22 protein-coding genes are annotated in these 23,253 nt (G+C 67.8%); 12 read left to right on the forward strand and 10 right to left on the reverse strand.

Going from position 1 to position 23,253, the window contains the following annotated elements; all coding sequences use genetic code 11:
- The first annotated feature begins 68 nt into the window (after nt 1–68).
- Nucleotides 69–557: a hypothetical protein gene (locus tag MXB90_RS12150; protein WP_250045191.1), complete on the forward strand. Its 489-nt coding sequence runs from the start codon at nt 69–71 to the stop codon at nt 555–557.
- A 27-nt stretch (nt 558–584) separates the two neighbouring features.
- Here the strand turns inward: MXB90_RS12150 and xth are convergent, their stop codons facing one another.
- From xth to MXB90_RS12165, 3 genes are read right to left on the reverse strand one after another with little or no spacing between them, the layout of a single operon-like run.
- Nucleotides 585–1,364 carry an exodeoxyribonuclease III gene (gene xth / locus MXB90_RS12155; RefSeq protein WP_250045193.1) on the reverse strand — a complete coding sequence of 260 codons (780 nt, stop codon included), beginning with the start codon at nt 1,362–1,364 and terminating at the stop codon, nt 585–587.
- Nucleotides 1,365–1,392: 28 nt separating this feature from the next.
- Complete coding sequence (locus MXB90_RS12160) at nt 1,393–2,109, reverse strand: hypothetical protein (protein ID WP_250045195.1); 717 nt, start codon at nt 2,107–2,109, stop codon at nt 1,393–1,395.
- A 54-nt stretch (nt 2,110–2,163) separates the two neighbouring features.
- Complete coding sequence (locus MXB90_RS12165) at nt 2,164–2,496, reverse strand: HesB/IscA family protein (protein ID WP_250045197.1); 333 nt, start codon at nt 2,494–2,496, stop codon at nt 2,164–2,166.
- A 74-nt stretch (nt 2,497–2,570) separates the two neighbouring features.
- Between MXB90_RS12165 and MXB90_RS12170 the strand changes: the two genes are divergently transcribed.
- Nucleotides 2,571–3,758, forward strand: coding sequence for a deoxyguanosinetriphosphate triphosphohydrolase (locus MXB90_RS12170; RefSeq protein WP_250045199.1), 1,188 nt, complete (start codon nt 2,571–2,573; stop codon nt 3,756–3,758).
- 438 nt (nt 3,759–4,196) lie between these two features.
- Here the strand turns inward: MXB90_RS12170 and MXB90_RS12175 are convergent, their stop codons facing one another.
- The 3 genes from MXB90_RS12175 to MXB90_RS12185 form a co-directional block, all read right to left on the reverse strand.
- Nucleotides 4,197–4,823 carry a DUF6778 family protein gene (locus MXB90_RS12175; protein WP_250045201.1) on the reverse strand — a complete coding sequence of 209 codons (627 nt, stop codon included), beginning with the start codon at nt 4,821–4,823 and terminating at the stop codon, nt 4,197–4,199.
- Between the two features lie 106 nt (nt 4,824–4,929).
- On the reverse strand, nt 4,930–6,525 hold the full coding sequence (locus tag MXB90_RS12180) for a peptide chain release factor 3 (protein ID WP_250045203.1): 1,596 nt from the start codon (nt 6,523–6,525) through the stop codon (nt 4,930–4,932).
- Nucleotides 6,526–6,710: 185 nt separating this feature from the next.
- Complete coding sequence (locus tag MXB90_RS12185; protein ID WP_250045206.1) at nt 6,711–7,742, reverse strand: Hint domain-containing protein; 1,032 nt, start codon at nt 7,740–7,742, stop codon at nt 6,711–6,713.
- A gap of 178 nt (nt 7,743–7,920) precedes the next feature.
- On the opposite strand from MXB90_RS12185, the gene MXB90_RS12190 reads away from it, so the two are divergent.
- Together MXB90_RS12190 and MXB90_RS12195 are read left to right on the forward strand one after the other, a co-directional pair.
- Complete coding sequence (locus MXB90_RS12190) at nt 7,921–8,700, forward strand: SDR family oxidoreductase (RefSeq protein ID WP_250045208.1); 780 nt, start codon at nt 7,921–7,923, stop codon at nt 8,698–8,700.
- A 113-nt stretch (nt 8,701–8,813) separates the two neighbouring features.
- Nucleotides 8,814–9,932: an ABC transporter ATP-binding protein gene (locus MXB90_RS12195; protein WP_250045211.1), complete on the forward strand. Its 1,119-nt coding sequence runs from the start codon at nt 8,814–8,816 to the stop codon at nt 9,930–9,932.
- A gap of 165 nt (nt 9,933–10,097) precedes the next feature.
- On the opposite strand, the gene MXB90_RS12200 is transcribed toward MXB90_RS12195, so the two are convergent.
- The 3 genes from MXB90_RS12200 to ccmI are packed head-to-tail and all read right to left on the reverse strand — an operon-like array spanning nt 10,098 to nt 12,318.
- Nucleotides 10,098–10,340 (reverse strand): DUF1289 domain-containing protein, encoded by a 243-nt coding sequence (locus MXB90_RS12200; RefSeq protein ID WP_250045214.1) that lies wholly within the window; start codon nt 10,338–10,340, stop codon nt 10,098–10,100.
- Complete coding sequence (gene ruvX, locus MXB90_RS12205) at nt 10,337–10,810, reverse strand: Holliday junction resolvase RuvX (RefSeq protein ID WP_250045224.1); 474 nt, start codon at nt 10,808–10,810, stop codon at nt 10,337–10,339. The genes MXB90_RS12200 and ruvX overlap by 4 nt, the downstream gene beginning before the upstream one ends.
- Nucleotides 10,807–12,318 carry a c-type cytochrome biogenesis protein CcmI gene (gene ccmI / locus MXB90_RS12210; RefSeq protein ID WP_250045225.1) on the reverse strand — a complete coding sequence of 504 codons (1,512 nt, stop codon included), beginning with the start codon at nt 12,316–12,318 and terminating at the stop codon, nt 10,807–10,809. Before ccmI ends, ruvX begins: the two co-directional genes overlap by 4 nt.
- Nucleotides 12,319–12,570: 252 nt before the next feature.
- On the opposite strand from ccmI, the gene MXB90_RS12215 reads away from it, so the two are divergent.
- From MXB90_RS12215 to MXB90_RS12240, 6 genes are all read left to right on the forward strand, one after another.
- On the forward strand, nt 12,571–13,824 hold the full coding sequence (locus tag MXB90_RS12215; protein ID WP_250045228.1) for a sarcosine oxidase subunit beta family protein: 1,254 nt from the start codon (nt 12,571–12,573) through the stop codon (nt 13,822–13,824).
- Between the two features lie 92 nt (nt 13,825–13,916).
- Entirely contained in the window at nt 13,917–14,240 is a 324-nt protein-coding gene (locus MXB90_RS12220) for a sarcosine oxidase subunit delta (protein WP_250045231.1), read from the forward strand.
- Complete coding sequence (locus tag MXB90_RS12225) at nt 14,237–17,194, forward strand: sarcosine oxidase subunit alpha family protein (RefSeq protein ID WP_250045242.1); 2,958 nt, start codon at nt 14,237–14,239, stop codon at nt 17,192–17,194. The genes MXB90_RS12220 and MXB90_RS12225 overlap by 4 nt, the downstream gene beginning before the upstream one ends.
- A complete protein-coding gene (locus MXB90_RS12230; RefSeq protein WP_250045244.1) occupies nt 17,187–17,744 on the forward strand; it encodes a sarcosine oxidase subunit gamma in 558 nt (185 codons plus the stop codon). The genes MXB90_RS12225 and MXB90_RS12230 overlap by 8 nt, the downstream gene beginning before the upstream one ends.
- Before the next feature lie 80 nt (nt 17,745–17,824).
- On the forward strand, nt 17,825–18,424 hold the full coding sequence (locus MXB90_RS12235) for a superoxide dismutase (RefSeq protein WP_250045246.1): 600 nt from the start codon (nt 17,825–17,827) through the stop codon (nt 18,422–18,424).
- 134 nt (nt 18,425–18,558) lie between these two features.
- Complete coding sequence (locus tag MXB90_RS12240) at nt 18,559–19,002, forward strand: host attachment family protein (RefSeq protein WP_250045250.1); 444 nt, start codon at nt 18,559–18,561, stop codon at nt 19,000–19,002.
- Between the two features lie 106 nt (nt 19,003–19,108).
- On the opposite strand, the gene MXB90_RS12245 is transcribed toward MXB90_RS12240, so the two are convergent.
- Entirely contained in the window at nt 19,109–19,666 is a 558-nt protein-coding gene (locus MXB90_RS12245; RefSeq protein WP_250045254.1) for an LOG family protein, read from the reverse strand.
- Nucleotides 19,667–19,781: 115 nt separating this feature from the next.
- Between MXB90_RS12245 and MXB90_RS12250 the strand changes: the two genes are divergently transcribed.
- Nucleotides 19,782–21,245, forward strand: coding sequence for a LysM peptidoglycan-binding domain-containing protein (locus tag MXB90_RS12250; RefSeq protein WP_250045269.1), 1,464 nt, complete (start codon nt 19,782–19,784; stop codon nt 21,243–21,245).
- Between the two features lie 197 nt (nt 21,246–21,442).
- Complete coding sequence (locus MXB90_RS12255; RefSeq protein ID WP_250045369.1) at nt 21,443–23,212, forward strand: ABCB family ABC transporter ATP-binding protein/permease; 1,770 nt, start codon at nt 21,443–21,445, stop codon at nt 23,210–23,212.
- Nucleotides 23,213–23,253: the final 41 nt, after the last annotated feature.

A 23,253-nucleotide genomic window follows, 5' to 3' on the forward strand; every position in this document is an offset into this window, starting at 1 on the left:
GGCAAAGCGGGTAGCCTTTTGGCAAGGCCGCGAAGCGAAGGGGCCGCGCAAGGAAAGGGATGCCAGTCATGACCAAAGCCACCGTTGCCGGCGCGCTTGGGGCGCTGATCCTGCTGTCGGGCTGCGCGCAGGGGCCGCTATCGGGGCTGCGCTCGGCCGATCCGGTGACGCCCGCCGCCGCACTGCCCGAGGCGCCGCCGCCTGCGCCGATCCCGAAACCCGCCGCCCGCACGGTTGAGGAGTTTGACGCCACCACCGCCGCGCAGCGCGCGACCGCCGCCGCCAAGCCCGCCCCGGGGGCCGAAACGCGGCTGGGCACGACGGTGGCAAGCCTGGGTAACCCCGCCGAACCGGGCTTCTGGCTGCGCACGCCGCTTGCGCGCGCCGAGGCGCCGGGCCGGATCGAACATCCCGCAACCGGCGCCTCGGCGCAGGTCACGTTGCTGCCGATGCCGGGGGCGGCGGCGGGCGCGGGCAGCCAGATTTCCCTTCCCGCGCTGCGGCTTCTGGGCCTGCCGCTGACGGCGTTGCCCGAACTGGTGGTCTACGCGCGCTAGGCGGCGGGGCCGGGCAGGGGCTGCGGATCAGGCGTCCAGATCTATCCAGACCGGAACGTGGTCGGACGGCTTGTCGCCCGCGCGCACCTCGCGGTCGATGCCCACGTCGCGCAACAGATCGGCCGCCTGGGGCGACAGCAGCAGATGGTCGATGCGGATGCCGTTGTTGCGCTGCCAGGCACCGGCCTGATAATCCCAGAAACTGTAATGCCCCGGCCCTTGCACCCGCGCGCGGAAGGCATCGGTGAAGCCAAGGTTCAGGATGCGCCGGAAGGCGGCCCGGCTTTGCGGCAGCGCCAGCGCATCTTCGCGCCAGGCCTCGGGTTTTGCGGCATCCTCATCCTGGGGAATGATGTTGTAATCGCCCGCCAGCACCACCGGATCTTCGCTGGCCAAAAGGGCCGTGGCATGGGCGTGCATCCGGTCCATCCAGGCTAGTTTATAGTCATATTTCGGCCCCGGCGCGGGGTTGCCATTGGGCAGATACAGCCCCGCCACGCGGATCGCGCGGCTTCCGATCACCGTGGCCTCGATCCAGCGGGCTTGCTCGTCAGTGTCATCACCGGGCAGGCCACGGGTCACATCCTCCAGCGGCAGGCGCGACAGGATCGCCACGCCGTTGAAACTTTTCTGACCGTGGGTTTCCACGCGATAGCCCATGTCTTCAAAAATCTCGCGCGGGAAAGCCGCGTCCACCGACTTGATCTCCTGCAGCAGGGCGACATCGGGGCGGGCCTCGGCCAGCCAGGCGGGCAGGGCCTCAAGGCGTGCCTTGATCCCGTTGATGTTGAAGGTGGCGATTTTCATGCGGCTCTCCCTGCGGCGTGGGGCCTTTCTAGGCCGCAGCGTAGGCCTTGCCAAGCGTGCCCGCCCGCAACCACAGCGCATCAATCGCCGCCAGCGCCCGGGCGTCGAAGCGATCGGCCTGTTCCCAATAACGCCCCGAGGGCACGACATAGCCCAGCCCCGCCTCGGCCTGCAGGGCCTGCGCGGCGGCCTGCGCATCATGGGGGGCGGGCGCATCGGGCAGGGTGGCGGGGGTCGCGCGCGGCAGCAGCAGGCGGCTGGGCGCGGGCGACAGGTTCACCACCGCCGCGCCCTGCCGCGCCCCCAGCACCCGAAGCCGCGCCGATTTCGCCTCAAGGCTTTGCAGCGTGACATCGCGGCGCAGCGGGTCCGGCGTGCCGGTGCCATAGAAATGCGTGGCCCCGGTTACCGGATAGGTCATGTTGCAGCCGAAAAACGCGATGCGGCGCGGGCGATATTCGTGCAGCGCCCAATAGGCGGCGGTAAAGGCCATTGTTGCCCCGGCATAGACAAAGCCGCCAAAGGCATTCTGCGCGGGCACGAATCCCGCCTCGGTCACGATGCGACCGCCGGGGGCAGGGGGCATCCGGTCGGCGGGAAAATCCCAAGGGTGGATCAGCACATCCCAATCGGGGCGCACGCGCCAGGCATTGTTGATCGCCACGATCACGTCAAAGGCCGCGCGGTTCCATGCGCGCGCGGCCACCACCTCGGGCCCCGAGCCCAGGATCAGGATGCTTGTCATGATTGTCCCCCGTTTTTTGCGAAACTAGCCCGCATGGGCCGGGGGACCAGCCCGTCACATCGAAAAAGAAATCCCGCAGCCGCAGGAAGACGTGGCATTGGGGTTCTGCACCACAAAGCGCGCGCCGATCAGCTCATCGGTGAAATCGATCACCGCGTTTTCCAGAAACGGCAGCGACACCGGGTCGATCAGCACCCGTTCCCCGCCGCCTTCCAGCACCAGATCGTCTTCGGCCGGGGTGTCCTCCAGCTTCAGGTCATATTGGAACCCCGAACACCCGCCGCCTTCCACCGCGACGCGCAGCGCCCGCGGGTTGGCCGCGCCGGCATTGATCTCGGCCAGCCGGGCAAAGGCACGGGGCGTCACTTTCGGGGGAATGTTCAGCATCTTCGCACCTGTTCTTTACTTCTTGCTGCGATATAGGATGGCGCAAAAGACGCGACAAGACGAGGGGCCGGATCGTGCTGCAACCTTATGCCTGCCATCCCGAAGCCAGCCGGGGGCGGCTGCATGCCGAAAACATGTCCACCTTCCGTTCGCCGTTTCAGCGTGACCGGGACCGGATCATCCATTCCAGCGCCTTTAGGCGGCTGAAACACAAGACGCAGGTCTTTGTCGAACACGAAGGCGATTACTACCGCACCCGCCTGACCCACACGATCGAGGTGGCGCAGGTCGCGCGCACCATCGCCGGGGCCATGGGGCTGAACACCGACCTGGCCGAGGCGGTGGCGCTGGCCCATGACCTTGGCCACCCGCCCTTCGGCCACACCGGCGAGGATGCGCTGGCCGCGCTGATGGCGCCCTTTGGCGGGTTCGACCACAACGCCCAGGCGATCCGCATCGTCACCCGGCTGGAAAAGCATTACGCGGGCTTTGACGGGCTGAACCTGACCTGGGAAACGCTGGAAGGCATTGCCAAGCACAACGGGCCGGTCATCGGCGCGGGCGGCGGGTCGCATACCGTGCCCGATCGCGCCAGCCTGCCCTATGCGCTGGCCGAATTCGATGCGGAGTGGGATCTGGAACTGACCACCAACGCCAGCGCCGAGGCGCAGGTGGCCGCGGTGGCCGATGATGTCGCCTATAACCACCACGACCTGCATGATGGGCTGCGCGCCGGCCTGTTCACCGAGGCCGATCTGATGGAACTGCCCACCATCGGCCCCTGTTTTGCCGAGGTGGACCGCCTGCACCCCGGGCTTGACCCGATGCGCCGGAGGCATGAGGCGCTGCGCCGCGTCTTTGGCGTGATGGTTGAGGATGTGATCGCCGTGGCGCAGAACCGGCTGGAAAGCCTGCAGCCGCAAAGCGTGGATGACATCCGCGCGATGGATGGCCCGATCATCCGCTTTTCCAAGCCGCTGTATCAGAACCTCAAGGCGATCAAGGGGTTCCTGTTCACGCGCATGTATCGCGCGCCCTCGGTCGTGGTCGAACGGCGCCGGGTGACGGCGATGGTCAACGCGCTGTTCCCGCTGTTTCTGGACGAACCCGACCTGCTGCCCGAGGATTGGCAGCCCGAGGTTGTGCGCGCCCAAGCGATCGGCCGGACCGAACTGGCCCGGGTCGTGCTGGACTATGTCGCGGGCATGACCGACCGCTTCGCGATCCAGGAATACCACCGCCTGATCGGCCCCGAGGCCTGAGCGCCAGCGCGACGGATCGGTTCACGGCGGATGGCCCCGGGCCTGACAAGCACCGGGCGCCGCCGATCCGCAAAGGCCCCCGGCTGGCGGCGATCGATACGGACTGGGCCCCGACTGGCCGGCCCCGGCTGGCGGTGATCCCGGCTGGCTTCGCCCCGGCTGGCAGCGCCTTGGCTGGCTTTGATCCCGGCTGTCGACGGTGCCGCCGCTTTTCCGCATGCCGAAGCCTGTCTTGCAACGGGGCTTGCCGTCCCACACCGGGCCGCGCATCGCAGCACAACCGTTCGACGCCGCGACCGCATGCCGCTAACGCGCGTCATGCCCCGCGGCCCGTTCCGCGCGGTCTATCGTCACCCGTTGAACCGACGCGTTTTGCCCTGCACACCGGGGTCAGTCACGGCGCCGGGCCGCGGTCATCCCGCCGCCCGGCCGCAGGCATCAGCCGCCGATGCGGGCAAAGTTGGTGCGGTTGTCCGGCCCAAGGCCCAGCCAGCCAGCCGTGGTGGCTGCCAGATGGCCAAGCACCTCATCACGCTGGGTGATGCCGCGTGCTTCCAGCTGGGCGGCGGCGGTGCCGGTCAGCCCCGGGAAATCGGCCGCAATCGCTTGCGCCGGCACGATCACCGCACCGCTGCGCGCATCGACCACCTCGATCGTGTAGCGGATGTCATAGACACCCGTGCCGCGCGGCGCGGCGCGGCGCGATTTTTCATTCAGCGCATGGAAGGTCTGCAACGTCACGCGGAATCGCACGCGCTGCTTGCCGTTCAGCCCGGATGCGCCGCGCGTGATCCCGTCACGCAACAGCCGCGACACCTGCGCGCGCCGGTCGCCAAAGGGTTCGCCCTGCCAGACGATGTCGGCCTTGGGCACATAGACCGTGTTGTCTTCGGAAATCGACAGTGTTTCGGGAACGGTCACATCCACCCCGTCCAGCCGCCAGTCCCTGGCCGAAGTCCCGACCGGTTCATAGCTGGTCATCCAGGCGCTGCCGCAACCCGCCAGCACCGCAAGCGCGCCAAGTCCCAGACCAAATACCGCACGCCGACCAAAATTGCCACTCATACAAACCTCGCAAACCACAGGAACTGGCGGTCCTTTAGCGAAGAAGCTTGCACGAATCCACTGCTTTTCGGTTAACTTTGGGGCAACCCGCCCCGCCGCCCCCCGGTTATTGCATCATTTCCTTGGTCGCGCTCAGCGTGATGCCGGGATAGTCGCGGATCACGCGGTCGATGTCCCACTGCAACCGCGTCAGGAACACGATGTCGCCGTCATGGTCGGTCGAGATATGCTGCTTGTTGGTCTCCACCATCTGCTCGACCGCCGCGCGATCGCCCTGCACCCAGCGCGCCGAGGTGAATTGCGACGGCTCGAACCGCACCGGAATGCCATATTCGATGCCGATCCGGCTGGCCAGAACCTCGAATTGCAGCGCGCCCACCACGCCCACGACAAAGCCCGATCCGATCATCGGCTTGAAGACCTTGGCGGCACCTTCCTCGGCGAATTGCATCAGCGCCTTTTCCAGATGCTTGCCCTTCATCGGATCGGTGGACCGGACCGATTGCAGCAGTTCGGGCGCAAAGCTGGGGATGCCGGTAAAGCGCAGCGCCTCACCCTCGGTCAGCGCGTCGCCAATGCGCAATTGCCCGTGGTTCGGGATGCCAATGATGTCGCCCGCCCAGGCCTCTTCGGCCAGTTCGCGGTCGGCGGCCAGGAACAGCACCGGGTTCGTCACCGCCATCGGCTTCTTGCTGCGCACATGCAACAGCTTCATCCCGCGCGTGAAATGCCCCGACACCATGCGCACAAAGGCCACCCGGTCGCGGTGCTTGGGGTCCATGTTGGCCTGCACCTTGAAGACAAATCCGGTGACGGCCTTTTCCTCAGGCGCCACGTCGCGCTCGGCCGCCTTTTGGATCTGCGGCTGTGGCCCGAATTCGCCGATGCCGTCCATCAATTCTTTGACGCCAAAGGAATTGATCGCAGATCCGAACCAGATCGGCGTCATATGCCCTTCAAGAAAGGACTGCCGGTCAAAGGCGGGCAGCAATTCGCGCGCCATCTCCAACTCCTCGCGCAGCTTTGCCAGCTGCCCGGCGGGCACATGTTCGGCAAGCTTCGGATCGTCCAGACCGTCGATCTTGATCGACTCTGCCACCCGGTTGCGGTCGGCCCGGTCGATCAGCTCCAGCCGGTCGTGCAGGATGTCATAGCAGCCCAGGAAATCGCGCCCCATCCCGATCGGCCAGCTGGCCGGGGCCACGTCGATCGCCAGGTTTTCCTGGATCTCGTCGATGATCTCAAAGGTGTCGCGCGCCTCGCGGTCCATCTTGTTGCAAAAGGTCAGGATCGGCAGGTCGCGCAGCCGGCACACCTCGAACAGCTTGCGGGTCTGGCTTTCCACCCCCTTGGCGCCGTCGATCACCATGATCGCCGCATCCACCGCGGTCAGAGTGCGATAGGTATCCTCGGAAAAATCCGAGTGGCCGGGCGTGTCCACCAGGTTGAAGCGGAATTCGCGGAAGTCGAACGACATCGCCGAGGCGGAAACCGAAATCCCGCGGTCCTGTTCCATCTTCATGAAGTCCGACCGCGTGCGCCGCGCCTCGCCCTTGGCGCGCACCTGACCCGCCATCTGGATCGCGCCACCGAACAGCAGGAACTTTTCGGTCAGCGTGGTTTTCCCCGCATCCGGATGCGCGATGATCGCAAAGGTCCGGCGGCGGGCGATTTCGGCGGGAAGATCGGGTCTGTTGCTCATGCGCGCCCTTTAGCGCGCCCCCGCCGCCCGCGCAATCGCCCAGATCGCCAAAGCCGCGCCTGCCTGCTTCGGCTTTGCGAAAATATCCTCGGGGGGAGGGGTGTGGCCGGTCCCCGGCACGGGGGCGGGCCGCGGCCCCGGGGGGCAGACAGCCCCCCGTCCGGCGGGCGCCGCCCGCGCGCGCCTCAGTCCCCGGCGCGGCGGCGAAACAGCCGGTCCAGCCCCACGCGGGCCAGCGTCTCGCGCCCGGCCTCGGTGCTGAAATGCGGCTTGTGGTTCAGCCCCGGCAGGCGCGCGCGGATTTCGGCCGTCAGCTCGCCCGGCAACAGGCCCAGCGTCGCCTCGGTCACCATCAGGCTTTCGCAGGGGATGCCTTCGGCATAGATGATCTCATGGTGGTCAAAGACCAGCGCATGATAATCGACATAGCCGCCTTCGCGCCGCCAGACCTTGTCGCCATCGACCAGATGCTTGGCCTGAACCAGAACCTCGGCGGTGCGGCCGATGCGCTGTTCGCCGCGCCGATACAGAAAGATGCGGTGATGTGGGCTGACGATCAGATCGCCCTCATTGCCCAGCGTGCCGGCCGAAATCACCACCGGCGCGAAAGACCCCAGCGCCCGCAGCGTCGCCCGCGCCACAAGCCGCAGCGGCTGCGCGCCGTGATCGCGCGTCAGGATCGCATCGCCCGGCCGCAGGCTTTCGATCGGGCGCTGCGCGCCGCCCGCCAACGTGATCATCGTGCCGGTGGTAAAGGCCACACAGACCAGATCGGCCAGCCGCACATCGCGCGGCGCGCTGTCGGTTTCGATCAGCGTGTAATCCATCCGCGGCGCGATCGGCGACAGCGGCAGGATGCACAGCCGCCCGCTGCCGGTATTGCGCAACAGCAGGACGTCCACCCCGTCGCCATCGGGGGCCATCATCACATGACGCGCGACCAGCTCGATCCGGTCGCCCGCGCGGCCCAGTTCCGACCCCGGCGCCACCACCTGCACCCCCACCGGCGCGCCATCGGCGGCCAGCATCATCCGGCGCGGGCGCGCCTCGCGGTCCAGCTGATAGACATCGCCCGGCTCGCACTCGGCGGCCGCGCCGATCGGATCGCCGTGATTGGCCCCCGAGGTCACGCGGAAATCCACCGCCTCGAAGACATGCACCCGACGCGCGGGCGCGGGGGCCACGGGCGACGGGCTGTCTGGCGGGGCGGGCGACATCGGCGGCGGCCTTTCGCGGGGATCTTCGGGATCAGTCGTCCGCCCGGTAAATCCGATAACGGCCCCGGGCGTCAAGCGCCGCGCGCGCCCTGTGCTTGCTGCGCGCGGCCCGCATGACCTTTTGTCCGCCGCGCGTCGGTGCTAGGCAGGCGCAGGACATTCGCAGGGGAGCATCAGGATGGATCTTGGCATCAAGGGCAAGCGCGCGCTGGTCTGCGCGGGGTCAAAGGGGCTGGGGCGCGGCTGCGCCGAGGCGCTGGCGGCGGCCGGGGTGGAACTGGTTCTGAACGCCCGCGGCGCGCCCGCGCTGGAGGCAACGGCCGAGGCGATCCGCCAGGCCCATGGCGTGCCCGTCACCGTGATCGCGGCCGACATCACCACCGAATCGGGCCGCGCCGAGGTGCTCTCTGCTGCGGGGGCGGTCGACATCCTTGTCACCAATGCCGGCGGGCCGCCGCCCGGCCTGTGGTCGGATTGGTCGCGCGATGACTTCATCGCGGCGCTGGATGCCAACATGCTGACCCCGATCGCGCTGATGCAGGCCTGCCTGCCGGGCATGATCGCGCAGGGCTGGGGCCGGGTGGTCAACATCACCTCGCAATCGGTGCGCGCGCCGATCCCGCAGCTGGGGCTGTCGAATTCGGCCCGGGCGGGGCTGACGGGCTTTGTCGCGGGCACCGCGCGCCAGGTTGCCCAGCATGGCGTGACGATCAACAACCTGCTGCCCGGCATCCACGCCACCGACCGTGCGATCGCGCTGGATGGCGGGGTGGCCAAGGCCCAGGGCATCACGCTTGACGAGGCCGCCGCGCGCCGCGCCGCGACGATCCCCGCGCGCCGCTATGGCACCGCGGCGGAATTCGGCGCCACCTGCGCCTTCCTGTGTTCGGCCCATGCGGGCTTCATCGTCGGGCAAAACATCCTGGCCGATGGCGGGGCCACCAACCTGACGATGTAGCGCCCGCGCCGGCACCGGCCCGGCCGGGCTTGTCCCGAAGGGGGGCGGCGCTTGCACAGCCCCCCCGGGCCTGCTATCCCGACCGTAACCTGACCGTTCCAATCGGAATTTCGATGACCCAGCCTCCCCGTCCCGCCGCAGGCCCCCGCCCCACGCCCGAGGCACCGCGCCTTGAGGTGCAGGGGCTGGTGCGCCGCTTCGGCGGGCAGACGGTGGTCGATGATGTCTCCTTCTCGATCCCGGCGGGGCAGGTGACCTGCCTCTTGGGCCCCTCTGGCTGCGGCAAATCGACCACGCTGCGCCTGATCGCGGGCGTCGACATGCAGGATGAGGGGCGTATCTTCGTCGATGGCAATCTGGTCTGCGACACCGTCTTCCGCGTCCCGCCGGAACGGCGCGCGATCGGGCTGATGTTTCAGGATTTCGCGCTGTTTCCGCATCTGTCGGTGGCCGATAACGTGGCCTTCGGGCTGACCGGACCCCGGGCCGAAAAGCGCGCCCGGGTCGAGGAGTTGCTGGCCCGGGTGCATCTGTCGCGCCATATCGACAGCTTTCCCCATGCGCTGTCAGGGGGCGAACAGCAGCGCGTGGCGCTGGCGCGCGCGCTGGCGCCGCGGCCGCGCATCCTGCTGATGGACGAACCCTTCTCGGGGCTGGATGAACGGCTGCGCGACGGCATCCGCGATGAAACGCTGGCGCTGCTGAAAGAGGAAGGCACCGCGGTCCTGCTGGTCACGCATGAACCGCATGAGGCGATGCGCATGGCCGACCAGATCCTGCTGATGCGCGGCGGGCGCATCGTGCAGCGCGGCGCCCCCTACAACCTCTACAACGCCCCCATCGATCGCGCCGCGGCGGCCTTCTTTTCCGACATCAACGTGATCCCGGCCACGGTCAAGGGCGCGCTGACCCAGACCCCGTTTGGCGAATTCCTGACCCCGGGCCACCCCGATGGCACACCGGTCGACATCGTGATCCGCCCGCAGCACCTGAAAATCGATTTCGACCGCGCCGGGCGCGGCCCGAACCCCACGCCACAGGATGGAACGCCCGCCCGCGGGGTGGTGCAACGCGCGCGCTTCATGGGGCGCGAAAGCCTTGTGGAATTCGTGATGGATTTCGACGGATCGGTGCTGAAGGCGACCGTGCCGAACGTCTTTTTGCCAAAGCCGGGCACGCCGATGTGGCTGATGATCCGCCGCGACCGCTGTTTCGTGTTCCCGCGCACCTAGGGGGCGCTGCCCCCTCTTGGCGCTCTGCGCCAATTCACCCCCGGGATATTTGGACAAAGCCGAAGGGCAGATCGTGCCCGGCGAAGCGGACTGCTGCTTTCGGCTTTGCGAAAATATCCCGGGGGACGCGCGGCCCGCGCGCGGGGGCAGAGCCCCCGTTCCGCGCTATCCGGTCCCGACCCGACCGTCATGGCCGCCCCGGCGCCGCTGCAGGCGGGGGGCGCGGTCGGGCAATTCGTCCATGATCTTGCGCCGGGTTTGCGGCGTCATCGCGCCCCAGCCGCCGATTTCCTCGATCGTGCGATAGCAGCCCACGCAGATCCGCTCGATGGGATGGACCGCGCACAGCTTGACGCAGGGGCTTTCGATCTCGGGGCGTGTCCGGGGGCTGTCGGGCGTGTCGGTCATCGCGGTCCCATATAGGCAAGGCGGTCCAGGGCGCCCTGCAGGATAAACCCGGCGGCGACATGGTCGATCACCTCGGCGCGACGTTTTCGGGACATATCCGCCTCGAGCATCGCGCGTTCGGCGGCAACGGTCGACAGCCGTTCATCCCAGAAGCCGATCGGCAGCGGGGTGAGCTTTTCCAGATTGCGCGCGAAGGCGCGGGTCGACTGGCAACGGGGGCCTTCGCTGCCGTCCATGTTCATCGGCAGGCCCAGGATCAGGCCCTGGATATCGCGCTCGGCCACGATCTTCAAAAGCGCCTGGGCATCGAGCGTGAATTTCTCGCGCCGGATCGTGGTCAGCGGCGAGGCGACGGCGCGCAGCCCATCCGACACCGCCACGCCGATCGTCTTGGTGCCCAGATCCAGCCCCGCCACGGCCCCGGTGCGGGGCAGGGCGGCGGCGAAATCCTCGATCGAGGCGCAGATCACTCGTCCACCCCCGCGGCCCGGGCGGCGGCGCGGATCTGTTCCAACGCGGCCGGATCGGCGGCCAATGCGGCGCTGGCCGCATCCACGGCGGCGCGCGCACGTGCGGTTTCGCCCAAAATCCCCAGGGACGAGATCAGCCGCGCCCATTCCCCCGCGCTGCCCCCTTCGGCCAGCAGGCGGTCTTCCAGCCCCGCAACCATGCCCTGGATCATCTCTTGCCGTTCGGCCTCGGTCATCGCGCCGGCGGCTTCCATCTCGGCCGCGCCGGGGCCGGGCAGGGCGGGTTGCGCGGGGCCGGGCGGGGTGCCGGCATTGGCGGCGCGGATCAGCGCCAGATCCTCGGGGCGCTGGGCGAACAGGGTTTCGGCCTCGCCCAGAACGGCATCGGCGCGGGCATCCTCGCCCAGCAGGCGCAGCGCCGCCAGAAGCTGCGCCCAGTCCTGCGCCGTGCCGCCCTGTTGCGCCAGCCGCGCGTTCAGCGCCTCAAGGCCGGGGCGCAGCGCGGCTTCGCGCGCATCGGGCGGCAATTGCAGCGCGCCCGCCAGATCAAGCGCCGCGCCGGCGCGCGGGGCGGGCGGGGTATAGTCGGCCTCACCCGCAAGCCAGGCCAGCGCGGGGATATTGGCCATGATCTGCGGCACCCAGGGCGCATCCGCCGTGCTTTCGCGCAGCAGCCCATCCCAGATCCGGAAGGCGCGGTCGCCACGCCCGTTCTGCGCCATCATCAGCCCGACGTAATAGCGCGCAAGGCCGTTGCCCGGGTCAAGCGCCAGCGCGCGGCCCAGCGCGCCCTCGGCCTCGGCGGTGACGACGCCACCGGCGGCCACCACCATCAGCTCGGCCAGCTGGGCATGATCCTCGGCGCTGGCCGCATCGGCCTTAAGGGCGACCAGCCGCCGCTGCGCCTCCCATGCGGCGCGATAATTGCCCATGTTCGCCTCATTGCGGGCCAGAAGCGCCAGACCTTCCAGGTCATTGGGGCGCTGGGCGACAACCGCGCGCAGCCGTTCCATCAGGGTGGCGAATTGCGGATCGGGTTCGGGCAGCGGGCCGCGCGCGGCGGCGGCGGTTTCCTCGGCCGCATCCTGCGTGGGGCGGTTGTCGTAAAGATCTTGCGCCATGTCGATGCGCAGCGCCAGCGGCAGGTCCGGGTATCCCGGCGCGCCCAGCCGCTGATAAAGCCAGAACGACCCGCCCAGCACCACCGCCGCCGCCAGCGCCGCCGTCAGCGTCAGCCCCCGGGGCGCGCGCGCCGCCGCGTGGCCCGTCTGAACGGCGCGGTCTGCCTCCAGCACCCGGCGCGAGATTTCCAGCCGCAGCCGCTCGGCCTCATCCGGGGCCAGCACGCCCCGCGCCAGATCGCGTTCCACATCGCGCAACTGGTCGCGATAGACCCGCAGGTCATAGGCGGCCGAGGGTTCGGCCCCGCTGCGCCCCCGCCAGAGCGCAAGCCCCAGCAACAGCGCGATCAATGCGGCAAGCGCGGCGGTGATGATCCAGAACAGCATGGCGTCTCCTTGTGTTGATCCCATTTAGGCCGCTTGCGCCGCGGGAAAAAGCCCAATGCCGCAGGATGGAGCGCCATGTCGCAGGGCAGGGCCGCATTTTTTCGCGAAATCGGGGGGGCAAATGCTGCCTTGGGGCTGGAAATTTACCCCCGCCCGGGTTCATCAATGACGCAAGTGTTACGCGCGCGCGGGGATTCGCGCGGCGGGCAAGACCACCCGCCCGGGCCTGCCCGGGCGCAGAAGGAGCGCCGCATGGCCCAGAGACGCTATTCCCTGTTCGCCGTCGCGCGCGAGGCGATGCGTTTCCATTCCGGATGGGAACGCGCCTGGACCTCGCCCGAGCCGAAGAAACGCTATGACGTGATCGTGGTGGGGGCGGGCGGTCACGGGCTTGCCACGGCCTATTACCTGGGCAAGAACCACGGCATCCGCAACATCGCGGTGATCGAAAAGGGCTGGCTGGGCGGCGGCAATACCGGGCGCAACACCACGATCATCCGCTCGAACTATCTGCAGGATCCTTCTGCGGCGCTCTATGAAAAGGCCCGCGCGCTTTACGAAGACCTCAGCCAGGACCTGAACTACAACGTCATGTTCAGCCCCCGCGGCCTTCTGATGCTGGCGCAGACCGAACATGAGGTGCGCGGCTACAAGCGCACAGTCCACGCCAATACCCTGCAGGGCGTGGAAACCGAATGGATCGACGCCAAACGCGTCAAGGACCTGGTGCCGATCATCAACATTGACGGGCCGCGCTATCCGGTGCTGGGCGCGCTTTACCAGGCCCGCGGCGGCACCGCGCGCCACGATGCGGTCGCCTGGGGCTATGCGCGGGCCTGTTCGGCGATGGGCATGGACATCATCCAGCAATGCGAGGTGACCGGCATCCGCACCGCCAACGGTCGCGTGCAGGGCATCGACACGACCAAGGGCGCGATCGACTGCGGCAAGCTGGCGATCGTCGTCGCAGGCCATTCCTCGGTTCTGGCGGAAATGGCGGGCTTCCGGCTTCCCATTGAATCGATGGCGCTGCAGGCGCTGGTGTCGGAACCGATCAAGCCCTGCATGGATGTGGTCGTCATGGCCAACACCGTGCATGGCTACATGTCGCAATCCGACAAGGGCGAGATGGTGATCGGCGGCGGCACCGACGGGTTCAACAACTACACCCAGCGCGGCTCCTGGCAGCATATCGAGGAAACCGTCCGCGCCCTGATCGAAACCTTCCCGATGATCTCGCGGCTCAAGATGCTGCGGCAATGGGGCGGCATCGTCGACATGACGGGCGACCGCTCGCCGATCCTGTCGACCACGCCGGTGGAAAACATCTTCGTCAACTGCGGCTGGGGCACCGGCGGGTTCAAGGCCATCCCCGGCTCGGGTTGGGCGATGGCCGATCTGGTCGCGCGCGGCCAACCCGGCCCGCTTGCGGCCGATTTCGGCCTCAATCGTTTCCGCGAAGGCCGCTTCATCGACGAATCCGTCGCCGCCGGCGTCGCCCACTAAGGAAGAACACCGATGCCGCTTCTTCTTGGCCAAAATACTCCGGGGGTCCGGGGGCAGCGCCCCCGGCCTCGCCACCCGAAAGGCGGATTGCCATGCTGACCCTGACCTGCCCCTATTGCGGCGTGAAGGCCGAGGAAACCGAACTGGCCCCCGGCGGCGAGGCGCATCTGAAGCGCTCTGGCCCCGGATCGTCGGATGAGGAGTTCGAATCCTACCTCTTTGCCCGGAAAAACCCCAAGGGGGTGCATTTCGAACGCTGGCGCCACTCCTATGGCTGCGGCAAATGGTTCCTGGCCGCGCGCTGCACCGCCACGCTGGAAGTCTTTGGCACCTATCCCGCCCAGACCCCGGCGCCCACGCCCGACATCCTCGCCGCGATCAAGGCCAAGCGCCCCGAATGGGAGGGCTATGAATGAGCACCCGTCTATCCCGTGGCGGCCGTCTGATCGACCGCTCGAAACCGATGAACTTCACCTTCAATGGCAAGCGGCTGCGCGGCTTTGCCGGCGACACGCTGGCCTCGGCGCTGCTGGGCGCCGATCAGATGCTGGTGGGCCGGTCGTTCAAATACCACCGCCCGCGCGGCATCGTCGCCAGCGGGGTCGAGGAACCGAACGCCCTGCTTGGCCTGGGCCGCGGCGCGCGCTTCGAACCCGACCAGCGCGCCACCACGACCGAATTGTTCGAGGGCGCCGATACCGCCAGCCAGAACCACTGGCCCAGCCTCGATTTCGACGTGGGCGTGGTGAACAACTGGGCCTATCGCTTCCTGCCGGCAGGCTTTTACTACAAGACCTTCATGTTCCCCCGCGTCGCCTGGAAACACCTGTTCGAGCCGGTGATCCGCCGCTCGGCCGGGCTTGGCAGGGCACCTGTCGATCGCGACGGGGACCGCTATGAACAGGCCTATGCCTTTTGCGACGTGCTGGTCGCGGGTGGGGGCGTGGCGGGCCTGGCCGCCGCGCTACAGGCCGCGCGCGCGGGCAAGCGGGTGATGGTGCTGGAACAGACCCCGCATTGGGGGGGGCGCGCCCCGGTTGATGGTGGGACCATCGACGGCAAGCCCGTCGCCGATTGGATCAAGAGCGCCGTTCAAGACCTTGAAAGAATGTCGAATGTCACGCTTCGCAATCGCTGCATGGTGGCGGGTGTGCATGATCATGGCCATGTCATCGGCTATGAACGGGTGGCCGATCATACCCCCGGTGACGGTCGCCCGCGCCACCGCCTGTGGCGCATCCGGGCGGGGGAAATCATCTCGGCCACCGGCGCGATCGAACGACCCCTGGCCTTTGCCGGAAACGATGTGCCGGGCGTGATGCTCGCCTCGGCGGTGCGCGATTACGTCGTCAACTTTGCCGTCAGCCCCGGCGACCGCACCGTGATCGTCACCAACAACGACGACGCCTATCGCACGGCCTTTGCGTTGATCGACGCGGGGCTGATCGTGGCTGCCATCGTCGATGCGCGCCCCAGCGCCACCGGCGATCTGGTGCAAAAGGCCCGCGCCCGCGGCATCCGCGTGCTGGAAGGCCGCGGCATTGCCAAGGTCAAGGGCACCAAACGCGTGACCGGCGTGCAGATCTGCGCGCAGGCGGGCGAGGGTGCTGCGCTGGAAGACATCGCCTGCGATTGCGTCGCCATGTCGGGCGGCTGGTCGCCGGTCGTGCATCTGTGGTCGCATTGCGGCGGCAAGCTGATCTGGGATGAGGCGCGGGCCTGTTTCCGCCCCGACGCCACCCGCCCGCCAACCGGCGATCAGGGCCAGCCGATGGTCCGCGCCGTGGGCGCCGCCAATGGCGCGCTGACCCTGCCCGAGGTGCTGGCCGATGCCGGTGGTCCTGCGGCCGATGCGCCCGCCGAAGGCCCGATCGCCGCCGTCTGGGTCATGCCGCAGGGCGCGCCCGATGCGCTGCGCTTCAAGGCCTTCCTGGACTATCAGAACGATGTGAAGGTGTCCGACGTGCAGCTGGCCGCGCGCGAGGGTTATACCTCGGTCGAACATACCAAGCGCTATACCACGCTGGGCATGGCGACCGATCAGGGGAAGCTAAGTAATATCAACGGCCTGGCGGTGCTTTCTGATGCGCTGGGTCAACCGATCCCGGCCACTGGCACCACCACCTTCCGCCCGCCTTACGAACCGATCAGCTTCGGCGCCATCGCCGGCGAGGCGCGGGGCGAAATCTTTCAGCCGCTGCGCCGCACCCCGATGCACGACTGGCACGCCAGCCAGGGCGCGCATTGGGAACCCGTGGGCCTGTGGCGTCGCCCCTATTGCTACCTGCGCACGGGCGAGGGCCTGCAGGACGCGGTCCGGCGTGAAATCCGCAATACCCGCAACGCGGTCGGACTGCTGGATGCCTCGACGCTGGGCAAGATCCTGGTCAAGGGGCCGGATGCGGGGCGCTTCCTCGACATGATGTATACCAACATGATGTCCACCCTGCCGGTCGGCAAATGCCGCTATGGGTTGATGTGCAACGAAAACGGCTTTCTGATGGATGACGGGGTCGTGGTGCGCCTGTCCGAGGATAGCTGGCTCTGCCACACCACCTCGGGCGGGGCGGACCGCATCCATGCGCATATGGAGGACTGGCTGCAGTGCGAATGGTGGGACTGGAAGGTCTACACCGCCAACCTGACCGAACAATTCGCGCAGGTCGCCGTGGTCGGCCCGAACGCCCGCAAGCTGTTGGAAAAGCTGGGCGGGATGGATGTGTCCAAAGAGGCGCTGCCCTTCATGACCTGGGCCGAAGGCACGCTGGGGGGCGTGCGGGCACGGGTGTTCCGCATCAGCTTCTCGGGCGAATTGTCCTATGAAATCGCGGTGCCGGCGTCCGAAGGCATGGCCTTCTGGACCCGGTTCTTGGAGGCCGGGGCCGATCTGGGCGTGATGCCCTACGGGACCGAGGCGCTGCACGTGATGCGCGCCGAAAAGGGCTTTATCATGATCGGCGACGAAACCGACGGCACGGTGATCCCGCAGGATCTGGGGCTTGGCTGGGCGATTTCCAAGAAGAAGGCCGATTATATCGGCAAGCGCGCGCAGGAACGCAGCCACATGGCCAGCCCCGACCGCTGGCAGCTGGTGGGCCTGGAAACGCTGGACGGGTCGGTCCTGCCCGATGGCGTTCATGCCGCGGCGCCGGGGCATAATGCCAACGGCCAGCGCAATGTGCAGGGGCGCGTGACGTCCACCTATTTCTCGCCCACGCTGAACAAGGGCATCGCGATGGGCCTGGTCCATCGCGGCCCGGCCCGCATGGGCGAGGTGCTGGATTTCCCGGTGGGGGCGGACAAGGTGGTGCAGGCGCGGATCGTCGATCCGGTCTTCTACGACAAGGAAGGGGAGAAGGGGAATGTCTGACGCCGTCAGCGCCCTTGCGGGCCGCAGCTTTCAGGGGTTCGCCCGCGTGGCCGAGGCAGGGTTACAGGGGATGATCACCATCCGCTGCGACCTTGCCTCAAAAGCGCTTGCCAAGGGGTTGAAAGGTTTGGGCCTTTCGGTGCCCGCGCAGCGCCGCATCGTGACCGCGGACGCGGCCGCCGCGCTGTGGATGTCGCCTGATGAGCTGCTGGTACTGGTGCCCTATGCCGATGCCGTGGCCACCGTCGCAGCCCTGGAAAAGGCGCTGGCCAAGGATCACGCGCTGGTCGCCGATGTCTCGGATGCCCGCGCGCTGTTCCGGATTTCCGGCGCCAAGGCGGATCAGGCCCTGATGAAGCTTTGCCCCGTCGATTTTCCCAGCCTTGCGCCGGGCGAGGTGCGCCGCACCCGCGCGGCCCAGGTGGCCGCCGCCCTGTGGCAGTCGGGCGAAAACGAGATCTCGCTGATCTGTTTCCGGTCGGTCGCGGGCTATGTCATGGGCATCCTTGAACATTCCGCGCGGCCCGGATCGGAACTCTTTCCCGGTTGATCGCCTCTTGCCCTTGACCTTGGGAACCCCCGCCCTTCTATAGGCATTGGAACAGGAACCCCTGCAGAAGGAACAGTGAAATGGCTTTCGAACTTCCCGATCTTCCCTATGCCCATGACGCGCTGGCCGATCTTGGCATGTCGCGCGAGACGCTGGAATACCACCACGACCTGCACCACAAGGCCTATGTCGACAACGGCAACAAGCTGATCGCGGGCACCGAGTGGGAAAACAAGTCGCTGGAAGACATCATCCGCGGCACCTATCAGGCGGGCGCGGTTGCGCAGAACGGCATCTTCAACAATGCCAGCCAGCACTGGAACCACGTGCAGTTCTGGGAAATGATGGGCCCCAAGGGCGACAAGATGCCCGGTGAGCTGGAAAAGGCGCTGGTTGAATCGTTTGGTTCGGTCGAAAAATTCAAGGAAGACTTCGCCGCCGCGGGCGCGGGCCAGTTCGGCTCGGGCTGGTGCTGGCTGGTCAAGGACAAGGACGGCAGCCTGAAGGTCACCAAGACCGAAAACGGCGTGAACCCGCTGTGCTTTGGCCAGACCGCGCTCTTGGGCTGTGACGTGTGGGAACATTCCTACTACATCGACTTCCGCAACAAGCGCCCGGCCTATCTGACCAACTTCCTGGAAAAGCTGGTGAACTGGGAAAACGTGGCGTCGCGCCTGTAATCCCGGCGCCAAGCCTGTGATGAAACCCGCCGGTGCGCACCGGCGGGTTTTTTTCTTGCCACATTCTTACATGGCACGCGGGCGTTCTTATGTCAGACTGACCAAGATTCGTTCAAACGAGAGGAGAGTCCGAGATGTTGCTTCCCAAGGGTGCCTGGGTCGTTGTCGCTGACGGGGAAAAGGCGTTGGTGCTGGAAAACACCGGCGCGCCCGGTGCGCCGAAGCTGGCCATGATCGCCCGTGATGAGGCGGACCCGGTGATCATCGCCTCGGACCGGCCCGGCCGGATGCCCGATGAGGGGGCGGGCCAGCGTTCCGCGCTGGAACAGCCCGATTATGCCCGGCTGAATGCCGAACGCTTCGCGGGCGATCTGGTCGACATGCTGCGCGACCGGCTGCGTCGGGGCAAGTTCGACAAGGTCGTTCTGGTCGCCCCGCCGCAGGTTCTGGGCGCGCTTCGCGATGAGATGGATGAGGGGCTGGCGCGTCATGTCCTGGCCGAGATCCACAAGACCCTGACCAACCACCCGGTCCCGAAGATCGCCGAGATCGTCGCGGCGGAACTAGACGGGATGTAATACGGTGCCCGCGCGGGGGGCTGTCTGCCCCCCGGCATGGATCGCCCCCGTCCCGTGGGCGCCCCACGCCCCCCCGAGGATATTTGGACAAAGCCGAAGGGGGGCGTCAGGCCAGCGCGTCGGTCAGCGCGCCCTGCAGATCGGCCACGGTGGGCACCACCGTGAACAGCCCGCGCAGCGCGCCATCGGCAAAGCCTTCCGCGATGATGTGATCGATCAGTGCGATCAGCGGCTGCCAGTAGCCATCCGTGCTGAGCAGGAAGATCGGTTTGCGGTGCAGGCCGATCTGGGCCCAGGTCAGCACCTCGAAGAATTCATCCAGGGATCCCGCCCCGCCCGGCAGCACCACGATCGCGTCCGAGTTCATGAACATGACCTTTTTGCGTTCATGCATGTTCTCGGTCACGATGAAGGTGGACAGATCGCGCTTGCCCACCTCTAGCGCGAAGAGGTGCTGGGGGATCACGCCAAAGGTCTGGCCGCCGGCGGCCTGGGCGGCGCGGGCGACCTCGCCCATCAGGCCGACATCGCCAGCGCCATAGACCAGCCGCCAGCCGCTGCGCGCCAGCATTTCGCCGGTGGCGCGGGCCTGTTGGGCGTAAACCGGGCGGTTGCCCGGGCGGGCGCCGCAGTAGACGCAGACAGATCTAAGAGGGTGCGACATCGTAACCTTTCGGTTCCTGGCGGTTGCGCGCGATTTCTTGAGTGGTGATAGCGGTCTTGCTAAGGTTCCTCAAGACGCGGCGCGGGAAATGACGCCGCCTGGATCGGGGAATGTGATGGACAAGGACAAGACGGGCGCTGCCGGGGGATCGGACAGGCGTCGTTCGGGTGCGGCGCTGATGGGGGGCGTGGCGGCCGGGGCGCTGGTGGCGGCGCTGGGGGGCTGGCTGTTGCTGGGCCGTCTGGCCCCGATGCCGGGCGGCGATGCGGGGCCTGATGTGGCCGCGCCTGCGGGGGGAACGGTGGCATCCGGGACGGTGTCGGTCGAGCCCGCCGCCGACGCGCCCAAGGTCGCGCCAGAGGAACCCGCCGCACCGCCCGCGACGGAAGACGTGGCAGAGGCCCCGGCGGCAGATCCGGGCGCAGGGGCGGATGCCGCGTCCGCGGTGCGGGCAGATGCCGAGGCAGAGGCGCGGGCGGGGGATGACGCGCAGGCCGGGGCAGCCCCGGTCTTTGACACGTTCCGGGCCGCGCCGGATGGGTCGGTCACGCTGGCCGGGCGCGCCGCGCCGGGGGCCGAGGTCGAGGTCTTGCTGGATGGTGTGCCGGTGGCTGCGGCCCGGGCCGGGGCGGGCGGGGCCTTTGCGCTGGTTTTTGATGTGCCACCGTCTGGTGCTGCGCGGGCGCTGACGCTGCGGGTGGCCGGGCCCGGGGGTGGGTCGCTGGTTTCGGCGCAGACCTTGGTGATCCGCCCGGATCTGGTCGCCGATGCCGCGGGGGCCGCCCCGGCCCCGGCGCTGTTGGCCGATGCGACCGGCGCGCAGGTGCTGGCGCCTGCCTTGGATCCTGCGCTGAATGGGGCGCTGGTGGTGGACACGATCGCCCATGACAGCGGCGCGGCGGTGTCGGTCAGCGGTCGCGGCGCCGCGGCGGGGCAGGTGCTGCGCGCCTATCTGGACAACCGCGAGGCCGGTCTGGCCGAGGTCGCGCCCGATGGGTCATGGCGGCTGCTGCTGCCCGATGTCGGGCCGGGGCGCTATCTGTTGCGGATCGATGCGTTGGATGGCACCGGCAAGGTCGTGGCGCGGGCCGAGACGCCCTTTGACCGCGCGGAACCCGAGGCGCTGGCGGTGGCGGCGGACACAGGCGGGGATGATGAGGTCGCAGCATCCCTGCCAGGGGCCCCGGGCGGGGTTCCGGCCTCGGGCGCCGGGATTGCGCCGCAGGGCAGGGCTCCGGCTAGCCCCGCGGCGGTTTCGGGGGCGGGCTCTGCCCGTCTGGCGCGTTTGCCCGAGAGTGTCGGTGCCAGCGCGTCGGACGGGGGGGAGGATGTTTCGGTCGCCGTGCCCGTTGCCGTGCCCGCCGAGGAGACCGGTGCTGGGCCAGGCGCCGTCGGAGAGGCCCCGGCGGTTCCGGCGGTCCGCCAGATCACCGTGGCCAAGGGCAGCTCGCTTTGGGCGATCGCGCGCGAGACCTATGGCGACGGCATTTTGTATGTGCGCGTCTTCGAGGCGAACCGCGCGCAAATCCGTGACCCCGATCTGATCTATCCCGGCCAGGTCTTCACCCTGCCCGAATAGGGCTGGACATCGCCGCCGCGGGGCTTAGGTTTGCCCGGGCTCGCGCGGGTCAGGCTGGCGGCGCGTGGGCCCGGGACCCCGGGGGCTGTCTGCCCCCGGACCCCCGAGGATATTTTCACAAAGCCGAAGAGGGCAGGATGCGCAGGTCGCAAAGCACGGTTTCGGGGCCGATAACGGCCGGTGAGCGCGGGCGCGGGATGCGCACGATCCGGGCGGTTTTGCCCTATCTGTGGCCTGCGGGGCAGGCGTGGGTGAAGCGGCGGGTGGTGCTGGCGTTGCTGGCGCTGGTGGCGGCCAAGCTGATTTCGGTGGCGACGCCGCTCTTGTACAAGGCGGCGGTGGATGCGCTGGCGGGGGCGGCGCCGGGGCCGGGCGTTCTGTTGGCGCTGGGGGCGGTCGGGCTGACGGTGGCCTATGGGCTGGCGCGGCTGATGACGGTAGCCTTTGGTGAATTGCGCGATGCGATCTTTGTGCGCGTGGGCCAGCGGGCCTTGCGCGCGCTGGCGCTGGAGACCTTTACCCATATTCACCGCCTGTCGATGCGCTATCACATCACCCGCAAGACCGGCGGCCTGAGCCGGATCATCGAGCGCGGGGTGAAGGGCGTCGATTTCCTGCTGCGCTTCATGCTGTTTTCGATCGGGCCGCTGATCCTTGAACTGACGCTGGTGGCGATCCTGTTCGCAGTTCTGTTCGACTGGCGCTATGCGCTGGTGGTGGTGGTGACGATCTGGGCCTATGTCACCTTTACCTTCAAGGTCACCGAATGGCGGGTGCAGATCCGCCGCCGGATGAATGAGGCCGATACCGCCGCCAATCAGAAGGCGATCGACAGCCTGCTGAATTTTGAGACGGTCAAGTATTTCGGCGCCGAGAAGCGCGAGGCGGCGCGTTATGACGCCTCGATGGAGGGGTATGAGAAGATGGCCGTGAAGACCGGCCAAAGCCTTGCGGTGCTGAACTTTGGCCAGTCGCTGATCATCACCGCGGGGTTGGTGACGGTGATGGTGATGGCAGCGATGGGGGTGCAGCAGGGGGCGCTGACGGTGGGCGATTTCGTCATGGTGCAGGCCTATATGATCCAGATCACCATGCCGCTGGGGTTCCTTGGCACGGTCTATCGCGAAATCCGACAGGCGCTGGTCGATATGGGCGAGATGTTCGATCTGCTGCATCAGCCGGCCGAGATCACCGACAAGCCCGGCGCGGGGGCGCTGGCTGTGACGGGGGGCGAGGTGGTGTTTGAGGATGTCCGCTTTGCCTATGACGCCGCGCGCCCGATCCTGAAGGGGATCAGCCTGACCGTGGCGCCGGGGCAGACGGTGGCGCTGGTCGGGCCGTCGGGGTCGGGGAAATCCACCATCGGGCGGTTGATGTTCCGGTTCTATGACGTCACGGGCGGGGCGATCCGCATCGATGGGCAGGATATCCGCGATGTCACGCAGGAAAGCCTGCATGCCGCGATTGGCGTGGTGCCGCAGGATACCGTGCTGTTCAACGACACGATCCGCTACAACATCGCCTATGGCCGGGCCGATGCCACCGAGGAGGAGATCATCGCCGCCGCGAAGGCCGCCAGGATCCATGATTTCGTCATGAGCCTGCCCGAGGGCTATGATACCGCGGTGGGCGAACGGGGGTTGAAGCTGTCGGGGGGCGAAAAACAGCGCGTGGGCATTGCGCGCACGCTTTTGAAGAACCCGCCGATCCTGCTGCTGGATGAGGCGACCTCGGCGCTGGATACGCAGACCGAGCGCGACATCCAGGAAAGCCTGCGCGCAATGGGGCAGGGGCGGTCGGTGATCACCATCGCGCATCGTCTGTCCACGATTGCCGATGCCGACCGGATCATCGTGCTGGAAGAGGGCCGCGTGGCCGAGGAAGGCACGCATGAGGCGCTTTTGGCGCGGCGCGGGCGCTATTGGTCGTTGTGGCAGCGTCAGGCCAGCGAAGAAGACGCGGCCTGAACGGGCGCGCCGGCCGCGGCGGGGGATCCGCCGCGGCCGGG

Origin of the sequence: Phaeovulum molybdatiresistens, from assembly GCF_023544865.1 — a bacterium.
GTDB lineage: Bacteria > Pseudomonadota > Alphaproteobacteria > Rhodobacterales > Rhodobacteraceae > Pontitalea.

Excerpts from the sequence above, each read along its gene's own strand:
- MXB90_RS12215 (WP_250045228.1), top strand. The coding sequence starts at position 12,571 with ATGGCCCAGAGACGCTATTCCCTGTTCGCCGTCGCGCGCGAGGCGATG.
- MXB90_RS12240 (WP_250045250.1), top strand. The coding sequence starts at position 18,559 with ATGTTGCTTCCCAAGGGTGCCTGGGTCGTTGTCGCTGACGGGGAAAAG.
- MXB90_RS12195 (WP_250045211.1), top strand. The coding sequence starts at position 8,814 with ATGACCCAGCCTCCCCGTCCCGCCGCAGGCCCCCGCCCCACGCCCGAG.
- MXB90_RS12185 (WP_250045206.1), bottom strand. The coding sequence starts at position 7,742 with ATGTCGCCCGCCCCGCCAGACAGCCCGTCGCCCGTGGCCCCCGCGCCC.
- MXB90_RS12255 (WP_250045369.1), top strand. The coding sequence starts at position 21,443 with ATGCGCACGATCCGGGCGGTTTTGCCCTATCTGTGGCCTGCGGGGCAG.
- MXB90_RS12200 (WP_250045214.1), bottom strand. The coding sequence starts at position 10,340 with ATGACCGACACGCCCGACAGCCCCCGGACACGCCCCGAGATCGAAAGC.
- MXB90_RS12190 (WP_250045208.1), top strand. The coding sequence starts at position 7,921 with ATGGATCTTGGCATCAAGGGCAAGCGCGCGCTGGTCTGCGCGGGGTCA.
- MXB90_RS12230 (WP_250045244.1), top strand. The coding sequence starts at position 17,187 with ATGTCTGACGCCGTCAGCGCCCTTGCGGGCCGCAGCTTTCAGGGGTTC.
- MXB90_RS12225 (WP_250045242.1), top strand. The coding sequence starts at position 14,237 with ATGAGCACCCGTCTATCCCGTGGCGGCCGTCTGATCGACCGCTCGAAA.
- MXB90_RS12165 (WP_250045197.1), bottom strand. The coding sequence starts at position 2,496 with ATGCTGAACATTCCCCCGAAAGTGACGCCCCGTGCCTTTGCCCGGCTG.
- MXB90_RS12175 (WP_250045201.1), bottom strand. The coding sequence starts at position 4,823 with ATGAGTGGCAATTTTGGTCGGCGTGCGGTATTTGGTCTGGGACTTGGC.
- MXB90_RS12245 (WP_250045254.1), bottom strand. The coding sequence starts at position 19,666 with ATGTCGCACCCTCTTAGATCTGTCTGCGTCTACTGCGGCGCCCGCCCG.
- xth (WP_250045193.1), bottom strand. The coding sequence starts at position 1,364 with ATGAAAATCGCCACCTTCAACATCAACGGGATCAAGGCACGCCTTGAG.
- MXB90_RS12160 (WP_250045195.1), bottom strand. The coding sequence starts at position 2,109 with ATGACAAGCATCCTGATCCTGGGCTCGGGGCCCGAGGTGGTGGCCGCG.
- MXB90_RS12220 (WP_250045231.1), top strand. The coding sequence starts at position 13,917 with ATGCTGACCCTGACCTGCCCCTATTGCGGCGTGAAGGCCGAGGAAACC.
- MXB90_RS12150 (WP_250045191.1), top strand. The coding sequence starts at position 69 with ATGACCAAAGCCACCGTTGCCGGCGCGCTTGGGGCGCTGATCCTGCTG.
- ccmI (WP_250045225.1), bottom strand. The coding sequence starts at position 12,318 with ATGCTGTTCTGGATCATCACCGCCGCGCTTGCCGCATTGATCGCGCTG.
- MXB90_RS12250 (WP_250045269.1), top strand. The coding sequence starts at position 19,782 with ATGGACAAGGACAAGACGGGCGCTGCCGGGGGATCGGACAGGCGTCGT.
- MXB90_RS12180 (WP_250045203.1), bottom strand. The coding sequence starts at position 6,525 with ATGAGCAACAGACCCGATCTTCCCGCCGAAATCGCCCGCCGCCGGACC.
- MXB90_RS12235 (WP_250045246.1), top strand. The coding sequence starts at position 17,825 with ATGGCTTTCGAACTTCCCGATCTTCCCTATGCCCATGACGCGCTGGCC.